Annotated in this window: 16 protein-coding genes and 1 riboswitch; of the genes, 11 read left to right on the top strand and 5 right to left on the bottom strand. The window is 40.6% G+C overall.

Translation table 11 applies throughout. The annotated features are described in order from the left end of the window. Nucleotides 1–4 precede the first annotated feature (4 nt). On the top strand, nt 5–445 hold the full coding sequence (locus BMZ06_RS12975) for a GNAT family N-acetyltransferase (RefSeq protein WP_139205831.1): 441 nt from the start codon (nt 5–7) through the stop codon (nt 443–445). Here BMZ06_RS12975 and BMZ06_RS12970 read toward each other — a convergent pair. Continuing rightward, the gene (locus tag BMZ06_RS12970) at nt 438–1,358 is read right to left on the bottom strand and encodes a hypothetical protein (protein ID WP_089752417.1); all 921 of its coding nucleotides are present in this window, start codon (nt 1,356–1,358) and stop codon (nt 438–440) included. The genes BMZ06_RS12975 and BMZ06_RS12970 overlap by 8 nt on opposite strands. Nucleotides 1,359–1,600: 242 nt before the next feature. Between BMZ06_RS12970 and BMZ06_RS12965 the strand changes: the two genes are divergently transcribed. Beyond that, nucleotides 1,601–2,047 (top strand): OsmC family protein, encoded by a 447-nt coding sequence (locus tag BMZ06_RS12965; RefSeq protein WP_089752416.1) that lies wholly within the window; start codon nt 1,601–1,603, stop codon nt 2,045–2,047. A gap of 48 nt (nt 2,048–2,095) precedes the next feature. Here BMZ06_RS12965 and BMZ06_RS12960 read toward each other — a convergent pair whose 3' ends face one another. After that, on the bottom strand, nt 2,096–3,757 hold the full coding sequence (locus tag BMZ06_RS12960; protein WP_089752415.1) for an alpha-glucosidase: 1,662 nt from the start codon (nt 3,755–3,757) through the stop codon (nt 2,096–2,098). Nucleotides 3,758–4,393: 636 nt separating this feature from the next. Here BMZ06_RS12960 and BMZ06_RS12955 point away from each other — a divergent pair. Both BMZ06_RS12955 and BMZ06_RS12950 read left to right on the top strand, forming a co-directional pair. Next, on the top strand, nt 4,394–5,650 hold the full coding sequence (locus BMZ06_RS12955; RefSeq protein WP_089752414.1) for a DNA polymerase IV: 1,257 nt from the start codon (nt 4,394–4,396) through the stop codon (nt 5,648–5,650). Between the two features lie 177 nt (nt 5,651–5,827). Further along, entirely contained in the window at nt 5,828–6,424 is a 597-nt protein-coding gene (locus tag BMZ06_RS12950) for a CotY/CotZ family spore coat protein (protein ID WP_089752413.1), read from the top strand. 63 nt (nt 6,425–6,487) lie between these two features. Here the strand turns inward: BMZ06_RS12950 and BMZ06_RS12945 are convergent, their stop codons facing one another. Together BMZ06_RS12945 and BMZ06_RS12940 are read right to left on the bottom strand one after the other, a co-directional pair. Then, a complete protein-coding gene (locus tag BMZ06_RS12945) occupies nt 6,488–6,859 on the bottom strand; it encodes a hypothetical protein (RefSeq protein WP_089752412.1) in 372 nt (123 codons plus the stop codon). An 11-nt stretch (nt 6,860–6,870) separates the two neighbouring features. Further along, complete coding sequence (locus BMZ06_RS12940; RefSeq protein WP_089752411.1) at nt 6,871–8,049, bottom strand: ParM/StbA family protein; 1,179 nt, start codon at nt 8,047–8,049, stop codon at nt 6,871–6,873. A 212-nt stretch (nt 8,050–8,261) separates the two neighbouring features. Here BMZ06_RS12940 and BMZ06_RS12935 point away from each other — a divergent pair, with 212 nt between their 5' ends. The 3 genes from BMZ06_RS12935 to BMZ06_RS12925 all read left to right on the top strand — a co-directional run bounded on the left by BMZ06_RS12935 (nt 8,262) and on the right by BMZ06_RS12925 (nt 11,852). Next, a complete protein-coding gene (locus tag BMZ06_RS12935; protein ID WP_089752410.1) occupies nt 8,262–9,044 on the top strand; it encodes a CsxC family protein in 783 nt (260 codons plus the stop codon). 279 nt (nt 9,045–9,323) lie between these two features. Next, a complete protein-coding gene (locus BMZ06_RS12930; RefSeq protein WP_089752409.1) occupies nt 9,324–10,094 on the top strand; it encodes a CsxC family protein in 771 nt (256 codons plus the stop codon). 72 nt (nt 10,095–10,166) lie between these two features. Continuing rightward, nucleotides 10,167–11,852: a hypothetical protein gene (locus tag BMZ06_RS12925; protein ID WP_089752408.1), complete on the top strand. Its 1,686-nt coding sequence runs from the start codon at nt 10,167–10,169 to the stop codon at nt 11,850–11,852. Between the two features lie 176 nt (nt 11,853–12,028). Here BMZ06_RS12925 and BMZ06_RS12920 read toward each other — a convergent pair whose 3' ends face one another. Next, nucleotides 12,029–12,799 carry an alpha/beta fold hydrolase gene (locus tag BMZ06_RS12920; protein WP_089752407.1) on the bottom strand — a complete coding sequence of 257 codons (771 nt, stop codon included), beginning with the start codon at nt 12,797–12,799 and terminating at the stop codon, nt 12,029–12,031. 196 nt (nt 12,800–12,995) lie between these two features. After that, nucleotides 12,996–13,145, top strand: a riboswitch (FMN riboswitch). Between the two features lie 132 nt (nt 13,146–13,277). Between BMZ06_RS12920 and ribD the strand changes: the two genes are divergently transcribed. Genes ribD through ribH form a run of 4 tightly spaced genes read left to right on the top strand, consistent with a single transcriptional unit; the run spans nt 13,278 to nt 16,721 of the window. Further along, complete coding sequence (ribD, locus tag BMZ06_RS12915) at nt 13,278–14,393, top strand: bifunctional diaminohydroxyphosphoribosylaminopyrimidine deaminase/5-amino-6-(5-phosphoribosylamino)uracil reductase RibD (protein WP_089752406.1); 1,116 nt, start codon at nt 13,278–13,280, stop codon at nt 14,391–14,393. Beyond that, on the top strand, nt 14,374–15,024 hold the full coding sequence (ribE, locus tag BMZ06_RS12910; protein WP_089752405.1) for a riboflavin synthase: 651 nt from the start codon (nt 14,374–14,376) through the stop codon (nt 15,022–15,024). Before ribD ends, ribE begins: the two co-directional genes overlap by 20 nt. A gap of 16 nt (nt 15,025–15,040) precedes the next feature. Beyond that, the gene (locus BMZ06_RS12905; protein WP_089752404.1) at nt 15,041–16,234 is read left to right on the top strand and encodes a bifunctional 3,4-dihydroxy-2-butanone-4-phosphate synthase/GTP cyclohydrolase II; all 1,194 of its coding nucleotides are present in this window, start codon (nt 15,041–15,043) and stop codon (nt 16,232–16,234) included. Nucleotides 16,235–16,250: 16 nt separating this feature from the next. Then, complete coding sequence (gene ribH, locus BMZ06_RS12900) at nt 16,251–16,721, top strand: 6,7-dimethyl-8-ribityllumazine synthase (protein WP_089752403.1); 471 nt, start codon at nt 16,251–16,253, stop codon at nt 16,719–16,721. Nucleotides 16,722–17,151 lie beyond the last annotated feature (430 nt).

The following is a 17,151-nucleotide window of genomic DNA, read 5'->3' as shown; positions in this document are numbered from 1 at the left end:
GCCAATGTTGCAAATAGAAGCGGAAATCATTGCTAACTGGAAATACTCTGGAATTTATAGTTTTTATGACATGACAGCAGATGAAGAGGACTACCAAGAGTTCATTAATGAGGAAACGAGAGGAGAGCATGCCTTTAGTGTGTACGAAGGAGAAAAATTAATTGGCTTTTATTTAATAACTCCCGTTGAACCAGAAACCGTTGACTTAGGTTTAGGCTTGCGACCTGATATGACAGGACAAGGAAAAGGCGGGCCCTTCCTGCAAAAAGCTCTTGATTACGCTGATATGCATTATGGAGCCCGCTCGTTTACTTTGTCTGTCGCCACTTTTAATAAAAGGGCAATCCGAGTTTATAAAAATGCTGGTTTTAAGGTTATTCGTACGTATATGCAACCGACAAATGGAAATGTATATGAATTTGTGAAGATGAAAAAACTTAGCTGACTACTCTACCATAGGAAGAGAGCCATTGTAAGGCTTCCAGTGTAAGTACTCCCTGCCACTCCTCTTTCGCCTTACGCCAAACATCTTCATAGGCATCCCACTTCCAGGCTGGTTCAATATAAGGTTTGGCCTCCAAACGGTCTACTAAGTAATCAAGGTTGTTTTCTATCGCATATGAAGAGATTCCTACATTAAGACTATTTGGTGTGGGCTTGAACTGCAAAGGGAGGGGAACATAGTTTTTCCATTCTTCCTGATTTACAGTCACAAGTTGACGTACACCCTCCTTGAGCTTTGTATGAATTTCCTGATTCATGCAAGAAGGATGCATTTTGAAAAAACGCAGATAACAAAAAACTTCATGTTCTGATTCAAACTTATCAATAGACAGTAAGTGCTTTATTGATAAGCTGACGAGTTGGTCTGCATTCAGTTTTGAGACCTCATTTTTATAGGCCAGAAGATAACCGATAATTTCAGCAGAAGGGTTCCCCCAGTTGTCATCGATCCACGAAGTTCCATTTTCGTGTACCGTCCACCAGAAGGCATGAGGATAATGGTTTACTTCAGAAGGTACGGCGAGCCAGCCTTGACGTTCTTTATTAAAAGACCGTTCAAAGTAGTTGAGCGCTTTACTGATCATCTCCTGAGCTTCAGGATAATGATCTATGGAATATAAAACCTGCAAAGCTACCGAAGAAGCAATCGGTGAGGAAGCAGGAAGACGGAAATCTGCTTCCAGTCCGTGGCCAAATCCTCCATCTTGATTTTGGTAGGTATCTAACGCTTTTATAATCGCTTGCTCCGCTCCCCTATCAAAGAGATAAGAGCAGCGTGCTTGTTCAAGATCACGAGCGTTTGTTAGGATATAATTTTTAGAAGTCTCGAATGCCTTTGTAGATAGGTATCTCATGTAGAATTCCTCCTTTCTGTATTTATTCGTCCTAAAAGGTGGTATTCCTGTGTGAGCATAATGGTTACATGTGGTAAGGGGAGTCTTTTACAATAGATTCTGGTACCCTTACTGTTAATTTTTCATATAAAATCGCTTTTCTTTAATCATAGTGGAAAGCTTTTCTTAAAAAAGGTTAACCATAACGTTTAAAACAGCTTTATAATTAAAAAAGAGTGTTCAGCAGAAAGGAGAGGGTCAAAGTGACATGGCATCACTTTCACTTGAAAGCCGAGTGGCCTGGAGGTCGTAATGAAGTAGGCACGATAGAAGCAGACAAACTTAAAACCCAAATATCCATTCCCAAAGAAATGGACGGGCCAGATGTAGGGACTAACCCTGATGAAATGCTGCTAGGCGCTGCGGCGACTTGTTATATTATTACACTTGGTGCAATGGTTGAGAGAGCAGGATTACCGCTCAAAGAGATGAGCATGGACTCGGAAGGGATTGTGGACGTAACCGACGGAGTGTTCACATATAATAAAATCATTCACAAGCCACGTGTTCTTTTGAAGTCTGAAGCTTCCGATAAAGATATGGATAAGTTGAACAAGCTGGTTGAAAAAGCTGAAAAGAGCTGTATGATCTCAAGAGCAATTGAAGGAAATGTAGCGCTTGAATTACAACCCTCAATTGGCAGAGAATAACAAATTAAAGGAGAAGGGTGAACGTGTCACGTTCACCCTTCTCTTTGCTTATTGATTCATGATATAAACTCTTGCCTCAAAAGGGCGGAGAGTAAACGACTTTATATCCTCGTGGGATTCCGTGTCGTAATTCGATAATATTAAATGATCACTAGAGAGAGAGTAATTTGATTCAAAATCAGCTTCATCTGAGGTTAGATTTGTAATAATCAGCGCCAATTTATTTTCCAGTGTTCTCGTATAAGCATAAATTTGAGTATCTTCTTCTAACAGTAGGTCATAGATTCCATAAGTGAAAAGGGGATACTGTTTTTTAAGAGAAACCATTTGTTTATAATAGTTTAGAACGGAGTCGGATCGTCCCAGCTGGTCTTTTACGTTAATTTCCTTGTAATTAGGATTGATTTTTATCCAGGGAGTTCCGCTCGTGAAACCTGCATTGGGCTGGTCATTCCACTGCATCGGTGTCCGGCTGTTGTCACGGGAGGTGCTCCAAAGAATCTCCATGATCTCTTTATGAGAAGCTCCCTGAGCTTTCTTCTTTTTATAAAGGTTTTTAGCCGCAACATCGTCATAGTCTTCAAGAGAAGGGAAGGCGATGTTGGTCATCCCGATTTCCTGTCCCTGATAGATAAAAGGAGTACCCTGCATCAGAAAGTACATCGTACCAAAAGAAGTGGCACTTTCTTTCCAATACTGTTCGTCATCTCCCCATGTGGAAACTACGCGGGCTTTATCGTGATTCTCAATGAATAGAGCATTCCAACCATCATCTTCCAATGCTTTTTGCCATCGTGTTAAAGCTTTCTTTAAGCCTACAACATCAAGCTTGTCGTCTCCATCTTTATTCCAGAGATCCAAGTGTTCAAACTGGAATACCATATCCATTTTTCCATTTTCACCGACCCAGAGATTTGCTTCCTCAGCACTTACTCCGTTTGCTTCACCTACTGTCATTACATCGTAGTTAGCATACGTCTTATTTTTAAACTCCTCAAGGAACTCGTGAATCCCTTCCTGGTTCATGTGCATATCAAAAGAAGAAACGTATTCTTCGCCTTCTGGGTTCGGCATATCAGGAAGGTCCGGACGTTTTTTAATGTGACTAATCGCATCGATACGGAATCCATCAATTCCTTTCTCAAGCCACCAGTTCACCGTATCATATAACTCTTCGCGTACTTCTTCATTCTCCCAATTCAAATCCGGCTGCTTAGTGGAAAACACATGAAGGTAATATTGACCTGATGTTTCATCATACTCCCAGGCTGACCCTTCAAAAATACTTTCCCAGTTATTTGGTTCTTTCCCGTCTTTAGGGTCACGCCAAATATACCAATCACGTTTAGGGTTATTTTTAGACTTACGTGACTCAATGAACCATGGATGTTCATCACTGGTATGGTTGAGTACGAGATCAATGATTAATTTCATATCCCGTTTATGAACTTCCTTTAATAACTGGTCAAAGTCGTTCATTGTACCGAATTCTTCGAGAATATCCTTGTAATCGGAGATATCGTATCCGTTGTCGTCCTTCGGGGATTTGTACATGGGGCAGATCCAAATAAAATCGATTCCTAAATCTTTCAGATAATCGAGTCGTTCGACCATTCCTTGTATATCACCAATACCGTCTCCATTTGAGTCTTGAAAACTTCGCGGGTAAACTTGATATCCTACAGCTTCCTTCCACCAAACACGTTCCATATCGATCCCTCATTTCTTCTGGATTTAATTGCTATGAAGACAGGTTCTTTTAAACTATTGTACATGAAAAATAAAGAATGAGTAATTAAAGCAATTAGTAGTGCAAGCGCTTGCACTACTAATTATTACATTGCTTAATTTTTAATTGAATAATTATTTCATGGAAAAATAGTAACCAATTGTGCAATCGTTTGCCTTTTTTAGTAATTATATAGTATCTGATTTTCTTTACTTTGACAATAGCTGGTGAATGGACTTTTTAACTGTTGTTGGTTCGTTTCAACAGCAAATTAAGTATGAATTTTTTCCTTCTGTATTCTAGTAGCGGTTGGTTTTAAGACGAAAGAACTGTCTCGTGCTATTACATGGTGAACCATAGATCATTAATGATGAAGAACTCATTGCTACCTTCTGGAGAAAGTTTGATGGAGAGATAGCACGTACCACAACCCTTCTTTTACTGCTATGATGCCTAAGCGCTCATTTCCATCTCCTCACATATTGATTATTTTGTTATTCATCTCCTTATGGTGTAAAAAATCATCAAATGCTTAAAATATATAGTGGATTAGAATCCTTTACATCATGATAATATTTTTTTATAATAAGAACAAATGTTCGTATGGAGTGGTGAGAGTGGATTATCAAGGATATCCGCGAAATGATGTGCTTTGTATTGATATGCGCAGTTTTTACGCAAGTGTGGAATGTATGAAAAGAGGACTCGATCCTAAGAAAGCGTTATTGGCGGTGGTAGGGGATACTACGCGAAGAGGGAGTATTGTTCTCGCTGCTTCTCCCACGCTGAAACGGAGATATGGAATCAGTAACGTCAGCAGATATTTTGAACTGCCTGACGATCCCAGTTTAATTATAGCGCCTGCACACATGGGAGATTACCTGGAAGTATCTGTGGAAATTACCAAAATGATCAGGAATTATGTGCCTCAGCAGGCTATCCACGTATACTCGGTGGATGAATTATGGGTCACCATTAATGGCTTGAATAAGCTGTATGGAAACCCGTATGAAATCGCTCATATGCTTCAATTTGAGATAAGAGAGCAATTCGGCATAGAATCTGTGATTGGAATTGGGGATAACAAATTTCTTGCCAAAGTCGTTATGGACATTCATGCAAAAAAGGCAGAAGACGGAATTGCAGAATGCCGGTACGAAGACGTAGAAGCAAAGCTGTGGCCGTGTGATATTCATGACGTTTGGGGAATTGGATCAAGAATGACAAAGAATTTAAATCGAATGGGGATTTTGACGCTCGGGGACTTAGCGCGCCACCCCTTAAAGTATTTGAAGAAAAATTTCGGCATCATGGGAGAGCAATTGTACTGGCATGCCTGGGGGATTGACTTGAGTCCTGTGTATGGAAACTTTGTAAAGACAGAGCAGAAATCTTACGGTCACGGAATTACGTTATTAAGAGATTATGAAAAAGAGGAAATTTATGCCTGCCTGCTTGATTTATGCGAGGAAGCTTGCCGCAGGGCAAGAACCGATGACAAGGAAGGCAGGACGGTTCATCTGGGAATAGGATATTCGAGTGAAACAGGAGGAGGTTTCAGCCGGTCCATGTCCATACAGTCTCCAACCAATATAACAGAGGATATGTATCATATGTGTTTGAAACTTTTTCATCGTTTTTATGATGGAGAAAGTAAGATCCGGCGAGCATCTGTTGCTTTAACCAACTTAGGGGAGGGGATGGATGTTCAGCTCAGCTTATTTGATAACGAACCGAAGAAGAAGGATTTAGCACAGGTGGTGGACCGCATTCGTGATGAGTATGGCTCTACGGCTCTCCTTAGAGCCAGCAGTTACACGAGTGGAGGGATCACGATCGAGCGGAGTAAGAAAATCGGTGGTCACTATGCATAGACACCATGGACCTTCCATCCATTGTTTTTGATTAAAAATAACCAATAATTAGTTAAGTTATATCACTATTTGTAGAACCATGAGGATGTTTTTTCACTCCAGGTAGGCGTAGTTATTACGCGAAGTAGTTTGTTCAGCGTATACTACCTTAAACCTTTAAGGAGTGAGGATATAATTATGTATTTTAAAGATTATGATTATGAAAGCTATGACCAGGACTGGAAGGACGATCATAAAAAAGATTGCGGCTATCACAAAAAAGAAGATAAAAAAAAGGGAAAGCACTATGAAAACTGTGTGGCAGACGTATTGGAAGCTATACTAGCCGCTCAGAAGAAAGCAGATAAAGATAATAGCTGTCACACATCCTGTAGACAGTCTATAGCAGATTTGCTTGGAGAAGAGAAGAAAGTAAAGAAAAATACAATTCCATTTATTTTATATTGCGGATGTGAACCTTATAAAGGCACAGGGGTTACCACCTATCACTGTCACTCGAAGAAAACAAAGTTCAAATGTGTAAACTCTTTTCTTTTCAAGGTTAAAGACATCGAAAAAGAGTGTGCGGTTCTCGAATTACTCGTATTCAAATCAGATTTAAAGTATTCCAAGGATCATACGGACAAATGCCATAGTAAAGGTGATCATTCTGCTTGCGGTCAGATTGATCATAAAGAGTTGGATGACTTAATAGGAACTGGTATTTGCATTACGGTTGATTTGTCATGCTTCTGTTCGATCACTTGCCTGCCAGCCATTCATTTACGTCACTAAATAATGGTTGTAAAAAACATAGAAGAAGGTAATCCTTGTTAGACTACCTTCTTACATAAATGTTTATCCTCCGAATGCTTCTAAAACATCTTCAATTTCCTTTGATCCTACTTCACCTGATGAAAAGAATTTATTCCCGACAGAGGTCTTATCCATGTTATGATTTCCACCATTTCCAACTTGAAGCATTCTTTTTATTTCTAATAATTCCTGCAATACTTCATCCGCATGGCCCTGGTGATTAGGGGATGCAATTAAGTAGCTGGTAAGGGCTGAAATGATAAAGTGTTGGAGTGTATTATTCCTGGAATGGTACTCAAGTTGTTCAATGATAGGAGGAGCAACCAGGCGTTTTTCTCCTGTTTTAACATCAATAAAGCTGTCAGGAATAGTTAGAACAGTTTGATTAAAATAATCTCTGTATATTCGTGACATTTTTTCACCCTCTATTTTTTAGCGATCGCATATTCCTTTTCCTTACTGAGCAGACTCATTTTTGCAAGGATCATCAATCCTTGAACGTTTAATTTAACCATGTCTTCCGGGAATAATAAGTCAATCGGGCGTCCTCGCTCGCTCCATTTAACAGCAGCTTCTTTAATTTGTCTTTGAGCAATGTCAGCTGCTCCTCCTACAGCAATATATCTTACCGCTCCATTGATTTCGTTTGAATTGCTTCGCACCCGGTCAAAATGTTCCAAATATTTGATAGCCATAGATTTGAGCTGTGGAATAATATATTTACTTATATCTTTTTTAACACCCGCAAAAGGCTCTACATACCATTCCGACTGTCCCGCCGCTAATTTCTCTTCAAGCTCTGATCGTGAATTGAATTTGTAGAGTTCATTTTTACTGACTTTTTGGATGATGTTATCAAGAAATTGATTAATCCCAAACTGTTCGCCTTCCACAGATGCGACAGGCTTACTATTCTTAATCCCTACAAAGTCAACGGAATCCCCGCCTAAATCTCCGATAATAATTCCTTTTTGGGATTCTTTAGCAAGCGATTCATTGGTAACCTTTAAAGAATGAGGGTCACGTGTCAAGCTCAGGTACGCAAGGGCCCCTTCAGCACCTACAATGACATCTTCAATATGCACTTTTACAACTACTTCTTTCGGCTCAAGCATCCCGGGCACTTTATGGAATATGACCGTATGAACACCCTTTAAGCGTTCCTTGAATACATCTTTTTTCTCCTTATACTGTGTGGTTGGAAGCGAAACAGCTAATTGGTCAATGTGGTAATTAATTTCCCCTTTAGATGGATGAGAGATCAGGGCATGATAAGCGGCTATTGAATGTAAAAGAATATAAGTGCGATCTTCATCAATTTTTTGGTTATTAAACGAAGTGAGACTGACGTTGCGCTGTTTCATGGCTGATTTGCCGATGTAGTAAATTTCGCGTCTGTCCACGACGGCAGAGCTTTTAATTTCTACGATTAAATTTTCCTCAAAGTCTACATCTTCTTCCTCGTAGGGCTTTTCGTAAAATTCTTCATCAAACAATGCAAGTGCATTAGGTAATTGATATTCCACCAACTCTCCATCATCTGAAGCCATAACCTTATACCAGCTGTTTCCTAAATCAACCGCAAAGATATTATTTCTCGTCATTTAATCGACCTCCCGATGGGCTAGCCTATGCTAATTGGGCGGGGAAGGGTGCGCGTACAACCGAAACTTCTTAAAAAAATCAAAGACTGCAGATGGTTTTCTATTTCTATCATTTCCTACTAAATTCCGCTAATAGACTGATTCATCTAACTATGCTTAGTAGGTTGAACTGCATAGAATACAGTGAGGTAAAAATTAAAGGAGGAAAAAAAGTGAGTAACAAAGAACATCACCACCACAATTGTGTGGACCTTAATACGTCCGCCTCTATTGAACAATGTATGAATGAGGGCACGGACACACCTGTCACACCTGCAGGTACGCGTTTAGTTAGAATTCCTGTGAATTTAGGAGATTTCAATGTCACTACGAACATGGTAGCTAACATTAAGTTTCCATATCCGGTTTCAGAGATTAAAGACATTAAGAAAAGAGTTGTTATTCTTCAGTGCCGTCTTATGACTCGTACATCCACCGGGGGAGATGATCAATTCGCCAGTGGGCCTTTCCCATTATTCATTAAAGGGTATGTACGCAAAAACATTCAGTATGCCACCCCTTGTTACAATAAAGCAGGAAAATGCGTGTCTTCAAAATTGAAATCATTAACGGTAAAAGTTCCATTTGAGTGTATGACGAGTGTACTTCTTGAATCACCTGTTCAATTGCCTGTTACGAATACGCGAAGCGAGTTCGACTTTTTCAGATCTCAGGACCTTGGAAAAGGCTACCCTGAAAAAGATCAGTTTCTATCTAGTGATATCTCCCAGTTCCATCAAACAAGTACAGCTGCATACAATGCTCTTCCGTATTGTGAATTATTGTCACACGAAATAATTGAATGGGATGAAGCTACAGACAGACAATCTTATCATTACGACTATGATCACAGCCCTGTAGAGGAAGGACACTTCCATCACGTAGTTGAAAAAATGATGGTTACTTTTACAGTGAGCGTTTTACAGGAACAACAAGTTCGCATTACAGCTGGTTAAGTCAAAAACAACCGTCCTTAGACTTGATAAGGATGGTTGTTTTTTTATTAATCCTGATTTTAATCCAGCAGTAAGCTTTGAACATATGGGCCGTTAACGCGGCGCTGGGTCATTCATCTCGGAGTAATGATGGACAAGTATAATAAAAAAATCTCTCCAAATAATTTCCTTGCGATTCAAGGGCTATAGCCTATACACCAAATCAGAATTCAGACTTTCGCCCAAACATAGTGATCTGGCCCACATACGATGTACTATAATTTTTGAGGAGGAAATCAAATGACTGATACACACAAAAATTTACACAAGGATTCACATCATTATGATTGTAAGGGGTCTTCCACTATCAACGCTTGTAAAAACGAATCCGTTACACCAAGCGTCAGTATTGGAAAGGTTTTCACCAAGGTTCCCGTGGTTCTGGCAGAACTCGATTTACAAATCAATATAAATGAAACCATTACTTTTCCAGAACCAGTACTGGAGATCAAAGATATTAAGAAACGCGTCATTCTTACTCAATGCCGATTATTGCTTCCCACTCATAAGTTATTTGTTAAAGGTTTTGTCCGAAAAAACATTCAATACGCCAGTCCTTGTCATGAGATTGAGCATAGTACACATCAATCAGTCGCTTCTGATTTACATTCGTACACGGTAGATATTCCGTTTGACTGTGTAACAGAAATCAAGGATTTCCTGTCGATGCCAGTTTTGCCTAAGCTGAATGATCGCCAAGAGTTTGACTTTGGAATATCGAAGTCATTACCTTCAGGCTACCCTGAAAAAGATCAGTTGTTATCCAGTGACATCTCCCAATTTCACCAGGAGAGCTCTCAATTCTACAATGAGCTTGCGTATTGTGAACTAGTATCCAGTAAGATTATTGAATGGGATGAAGCGCTGGATCGCCTGCCTCTTCATGATCCAGCTTCTTTTTACGAAGGGTGCTTCACCAAAGTAGAAGAAAAAATGGTATTGGATGTACGCTTGAAAGTCCTGCAAGACCAGCAAATACGTGTCGCTTCCACTACGAATGATCCTTGCTGAACTCATTTCTCCGAAGTTTAAAGAAAGGAGGGCTGGAAAGGATGCTTTTAATAAAGCACCTTTCAAGGGTATATGAAAAGGGATAAAAACACGTTCATTCAAAAGCAATGGAGAAACCCTCACCTTACAAGAAGAAAACTTACAACTTCATCAAGTGAGATTTTTGAGGGTGATCTTACGGAAGCATATGATGAGCTCCACCCTGAAGAGAAAAAGCAGCAAGCAAGGAATCTCTCAAAAAGGAACAGAATCTATTCTCCTCAAAAGAAAGCAGAAGAACTCCATCCAGTTATTTCTTCGCCGCCGGAAGTATTTGACCAAGAATTAAAGGAAGATTCTGAGCATGAAAAGGTGCCTGAACTAAAGGCTAAAAGTAAAAAGAAAAAAGCAGACAGTGCTTCTGAAATGAGAAAGCGTCTTTCCTCCAACAGAAGAGAATATTTCAACAACCTAAAAAAAACTACAGGAATGAATGTTCATGAAACCGCGCCTCCTATGCAAGAAGATCTAGCTGCACGTTCAAATGAAAATGAGTTTGGCTGGAGGGGGAAGATGGATTCAGTAGAAGGGAAATCTGTTGATAATCATGATAAAAACGAGTCTCTCTTAAAAGAGTTTATTTCGATGTTAGGCGAGTCATCGTCAATGGAAGTAGGTCAGTCACACGAGAGCCATGCCCAGCATGAACCATTCTTTGGAGAAGATTACTCTATGTTAAAAGATATTGTTTCATCGATTGAAAACGAGTCCTCCAATGAATACGATAATTTTAAAAAACACTATGTAGCTCAAATGGAAAGCAGTCAGTCAGATATGTTTTCTCAAGAGTCTTCGGAAATACCTCATGAGGAAGACCCAGATCTGGACGGTAACCCATCTCATATAAGTGAGCCGGCAATCTATAAAGAAATTTCTTCCATGTTAAACGAATCTTCATCAGAGATTTTGGATGGAATTGACGGAGCTGATTTAGAATCCTCTTTCAACCAAGACCAGGAACTTTTATTTTCCTCCGGTGAATATGAGAAGGATCCTGTCATTTATTTAAAGGATGTCTTCCCGCTATCAAATAGGTTTTCAGATATTCTTGAGCGCGAGTTCTGCCCTCCCTTTCTGACTACAAAACAAAAAGAAATGCCGGCTTTACCAGAATGCTGTCAGCATGAAGTCACATTAGAAGAAAACGAAGAGACGATTGAACAGGGTGATTCAACTGTTCTAGAAGAAAAACAACTTCTTCTAGTCAAGATGCCTGTAGTGCTGACCCAGTTGGACCTTGACATCCAAGTATTAGAATCTTTGAACCTGGCAGATGACATCTTTGAGGTATTAAACTTAGACTGTAAGCTTCAATCTGTGAAAACCCATGTACTTCCACACTCATCTACGGCGTTTATAAGCGGGGTACTTGAGGTTGATATTCATTATGTAAGTGATCCTCATAAACGTACTATCCAGATTACAAAACATCCAACTGCCTGGGAAAAAGTGGTGAACGTAAGCTGGCTGAAACCACCTATACTTTCCAAAACGGAAAGAGAATCGTACTCTTTTATTTCAAATAAGGGGAACGCGTCCACTCACTATGAATACTATCAAGATTATGTGAGTCCCATCAAAGATCAAATACAAACTATTTATTTTGTTTGGTACACGGATGGTAACGATAAACATGACGCTCGTAAACGATCTTTCCAAGGAAGTGCAAAAATAAGGATTGATTTATTACAGGAGCAATACATTCCTATTTTTTTATAATCATTGTTTACACAACTAAAGAGGGGGTCTTTTTAGATTCCCCTCTTTTTTAAAGTTTGTTTCAAAAGAGATGGTTCTAATTTGATAGTTGTTTGTTATTATCCTTATGTAGAAGTGATTAATTTAGCAGGGTTAAGGCTCTCACTCTTAAAGAAGAATGTGAGGAAGGTCATCTGCTAAATTTTCATCTCATGGATAAACGTGGATAGGGCATGATTAAAGGAAGAATAACTTCTGATGGGCAATTGGTGAAATGCTCTGCTGATCAAGACGCTTTTCACGTGCGGTAAGTGTTGTTGATATATTTTTAAATAAGGTCGAATATGACTGAATTGTCCATATAATGTAAGGACAGGGAAATCCATAAGATTCAATAGGTTTGTGCAATTATATTTCATGCTATTTTCGTAATAACTTAGAGCCGTTTGTATATCTGCCTTTATACATTCTTCATAAAGTAAGGTTCGATCTTTTTCTTGAACTTGATGAGATTTAGCCAGGTGTTTACATAGAAATTTGTTATTTCCACTTTTTAATAATGCTAATCCTATATAGTACTGCATTCTTAAAAGAAAGGTGCTCACTTCTGGGAATCCTCCTGAAAGCACAAGGGCCTTAATTCTACCAGGGCAATTGAGTGCAAACTCTTGAGCAATAGAACTGCCGGCAGAATATCCTACGATAACGGCTTGTTCAATACCTAAATGATCTAGGAGTAGCTGTAAGTCATTAGCAAACTGTGGAATCGTTGGGGACTCCTCATTTTTTCCGCTGTTTCCATGCCCTCTGATATCGTAGGTAATAACTCTGAATTGATTAGACAGGCTATCCTGGTATTTAAATACATGATGACCCATGTGGGGTGGGTGAATAAATACGATCGGCATCCCGGCTCCTGAAGATGTATAGTACATATGGAATGAAGAATCTGTCTCTATATATGGCATCGTGTCTAACCTCCCATTTTCTTTTATTATTCACATATGAATGATTAACATACTGAGGAATAGGGAGAAAGACTATAATCACTCAAATGAAATGCAGGTTCCATTGATGATTAAATGAATGAGGATCCAAAAATAAACCTAAAGAATTGCGAGATCGTGTCATTTCATATATATTTATAGTAATACAACAGAATACAGAGTCCTTCGGGGTCGGGTGAAAATCCCAGCCGGCGGTGATGAACGATCGTTCTAAGCCCGCGACGGGGAAGAAGTGTAAAGCACTCTTCCTCCTGATTTGGTGAGAAACCAAAGCCGACAGTTACAGTCTGGATGGGAGAAGGATGTGGAGCACGCCAAGGTACTGGGAGATAAACTCGTACCGTTTATTTGGTGTACGTAAATCACAAGTAATAACAAACCCTGGGGAAGTATGTCTTCTTCAGGGTTTATTTTTTTATTCATCGTAAGGAGGCGGAATATGAGCCGTGATGAACGATATATGAAGACAGCGATCCAGATGGCGAGCGAAACAGTTGGTCAGACCAGCCCGAATCCATCTGTAGGAGCCGTTGTTATCAAAGATAATGAATTGGTGGGGCTCGGCGTACATGTGAAGGCAGGGGAATCTCATGCCGAGGTTCACGCTCTTAAGATGGCCGGAGAAAAAGCGGAGGGTGCAGAAATCTATGTGACGCTTGAGCCTTGCAGCCACTACGGTAAGACCCCTCCTTGTGCAAAAGCGATTATCGATGCGGGGATTAAGCGGGTGGTTATAGCATCACATGACCCCAACCCCGAGGTATCGGGAAAAGGTATAAATATGATGCGGGAAGCTGGAATTGAAGTTAGAACCGACGTTTTAAAAGAAGAAGCAGACCAGCTTAATCTGGACTTTTTTCATTTTATCCAAACTGGTGAGCCTTATGTCCGTTTAAAAACGGCGATGAGCTTAGATGGGAAAATAGCGACCCATACAGGAGAGAGTCAATGGATCACGGGGGAAGAAGCACGAGAGGATGGTCATACCTATCGCCATTTATCAGATGCTATTCTAGTAGGGATACAGACCGTACTTTCGGATAACCCCAAATTGACTACGAGAATAGAAGGTAAAGGGAGAAACCCCATCCGAGTGGTCTTCGATTCTAAGCTAAGAACTCCGAGATCCTCCTATCTTGTTCAAAATGAAGAAGCGCCGACCTGGATTTTCACTGGTAAGCAGGCGTCCAAAGAAGCGGTGCAGGAACTGCAAGCCTTTAACCATGTCATAGTGATTCAGCAGGAAGGTGAGCAGGTAGACGTGCACCAGGCGCTTCAGTATTTAGGGGAACAGAAAGTGACTTCTCTCCTGGTAGAAGGTGGAGGAACCATTGCGGATGCTTTTGTCCGAGCTGGAAAAGTTGAAGAAATAATCACCTACATGGCCCCTAAACTGATCGGAGGAAAAGATGCTTCTACACCAGTATCGGGGAAAGGGATCAGCGAATTGAAGAGTGCACCTGAATATCAGGTCGTATCTCATGACCAAATTGGTGAGGATATAAAAATTGTTTCTGCACGAAGGAGAGAGAATCATGTTTACAGGGATTATTGAAGAGATCGGTTCACTAAAATCCATTAAAAGCAAGACGGAAGCTCTAGAACTTAGTATTTCAGCAGAAAAAGTTCTGTCTGATGTGAATTTAGGAGACAGCATCTCCATTAATGGCGTGTGCTTAACCGTAACCAGCTATACAGACCGTTCCGTAGAATTTGATATTATGCCGGAAACGTATAGAGCTACTAATCTAAATGAATTAAAACAGGGCAGCGCCGTGAACCTGGAGCGGGCCATGGCTGCCGGGGGCAGGTTCGGTGGTCATCTTGTATCCGGTCATATTGACGGAACGGGGACCATTGTTTCAAAGAAACCTGAATCAAACGCGGTTTATTATGAAATTGAAATGTCAGAAGACCTTATTTATTATTTTGTTTATAAAGGTTCAATTGCTGTAGATGGTACGTCTTTAACCGTATTTGGAGTGGAAGACAACCGTGTGACGATTTCTCTTATTCCTCATACGATGGAGCATACCGTATTAGGGAAGAAAGAAACCGGAGACCGTGTGAATATAGAATGTGACATGATTGGTAAGTATGTCGCCCACTTTTTAAGGGGCGATCATTCAGAGCAGCCGAAATCGACAATGACCAAACAGTTTTTGTCTGATAACGGCTTTGCCTAGAAAAGAAGGTGAAAAAATGTTTGATACAATAGAAAAAGCCATAGAAAGATTGAAGCAGGGTAAACTGGTTATCGTTTGTGATGACGAGGATCGTGAAAACGAAGGGGATCTTGTTGGAATTGCGGAATACGCAAGTACGGAGATGATCAACTTTATGATCAAGCACGGTCGCGGACTGGTATGCGCACCGATCACAGGTGGATTAGCCGATCATCTAGAACTAATGCCGATGGTCGATCAAAATTCGGATCCCAATCAGACGGCTTTTACCGTGAGTATTGATCATAAGGATACGACAACCGGCATCTCGGCTGATGAGCGGGCACTTACTATCAGGGAAATGCTGAACCCTCAAGCGACAGCCGCAGATTTTCAAAAACCCGGTCATATTTTCCCTCTGATTGCTAAAGAAGGGGGCGTTCTGCGTCGTGCCGGTCACACGGAAGCTTCCGTAGATTTAGCGGAGCTTTCAGGAGCGCGGCCTGCTGGAGTTATCTGTGAAATTATTAAAGATGATGGTACGATGGCGAGAGTACCTGATCTGCGTGAAATGGCCGATGAATTTGATATTCCAATGATTACGATTGCCGATTTGATTCAATATCGGTACCGTATCGAAAACCATGTGAATAAAGAAGTAGAAGTCGCTTTACCGACAGAGTATGGGGATTTCAGGGCGATTGCCTACACGAATGATATTGACTACAAAGAACATATTGCTTTAGTCAAAGGAGAAATCGACCCTGAGAAACCAACGTTGGTTCGTGTGCATTCTGAATGTCTGACGGGCGACGTATTTGGTTCTTACCGTTGTGACTGCGGTCCGCAGCTTCACAATGCATTAAGACAGATTTCTGAGAATGGAAGCGGCGTCTTGTTATATATGCGTCAGGAAGGCAGAGGTATTGGTCTTGTGAATAAGCTGCGAGCGTATAAGCTTCAGGAGCAGGGACTTGATACAGTAGAGGCTAACGAGAAACTGGGATTTGGACCTGATTTGCGTGACTATGGAGTCGGAGCTCAAATCTTAAGAGACTTGGGTATCTCGAAACTTAATCTGCTTACTAATAATCCCAAAAAGATTTCTGGACTTCGAGGCTATAATCTTGAAGTAGTAGAACGTGTACCTATTCAGATGAAATCTCGGAAGGAAAATGAACTTTATTTAAAAACCAAACAGTCTAAAATGGGGCACATGTTTCATTTATAAAAAGGAGCGGTATAAAATGGTGAAGACGTACGAAGGAAATTTAGTAGGAACTGGTTTGAGAGTTGGTATTGTAGTAGGAAGGTTCAATGATTTTATCACCAGTAAGCTGTACGAGGGAGCTTTAGATGCTCTTAAACGTCATGGAGTGGATATGAACGGCGTGGAAACAGCTCATGTCCCGGGAGCATTTGAGATTCCGCTTGTAGCTTCTAAAATGGCGAAAACCGGAAACTATGATGCCGTGATTACTCTCGGTGCCGTTATTCGAGGATCTACTCCTCATTTTGATTACGTATGTGGAGAAGCTGCTAAGGGAGTTTCACAGGCGTCTCAGCAAAGCGGAATTCCTGTCATCTTTGGGGTTATTACGACCGATACGATCGAACAAGCTATTGAGCGTGCGGGGACTAAAGCAGGCAACAAAGGCTGGGAAGCCGCGACCGGAGCCATTGAAATGGCTACATTAATGAAAACATTCGACCAGTAAAAGCGGACAGGTTGTCGCAAATCAGCGGCAGCCTGTTTTTTTACCTGAAAGCGACAGTAAAGGTTGCGTAATTTAACAAAAGCAGCGAAGCTGATCTTACAGTTAAGCTCCCGTTACTAGAAGACTCGATTTCGAGATAAATGGGTCCGTTACTAAAATGGGGATGAGGGTTGGTGGGGAAATAACTCGCTTTCCTATGGGGGAACGGTGAGCTTCCTCGCTCGTTTCACTCCCTGCGGGATCTCACCTAGTCCCTTCTCCCATGGGAGTCTCGCCATTTCCCCATACCCGTCAAGCTAAGCTCTACAATTTCGTAACTCCCTTATAAACGTTACTCTTTTAGATGAAATTTCTAAAGGAGGATAATTTTATGGATCTTAATAAACACCTTCGGTCTATGGCTCAAGCTATTACAGAAACTTTAGGGGAT

The sequence above is a fragment of the Halobacillus alkaliphilus genome (assembly GCF_900113125.1).
GTDB classification, from domain to species: domain Bacteria; phylum Bacillota; class Bacilli; order Bacillales; family Halobacillaceae; genus Halobacillus; species Halobacillus alkaliphilus.
This window is presented reverse-complemented; position numbering and strand designations above follow the sequence as displayed.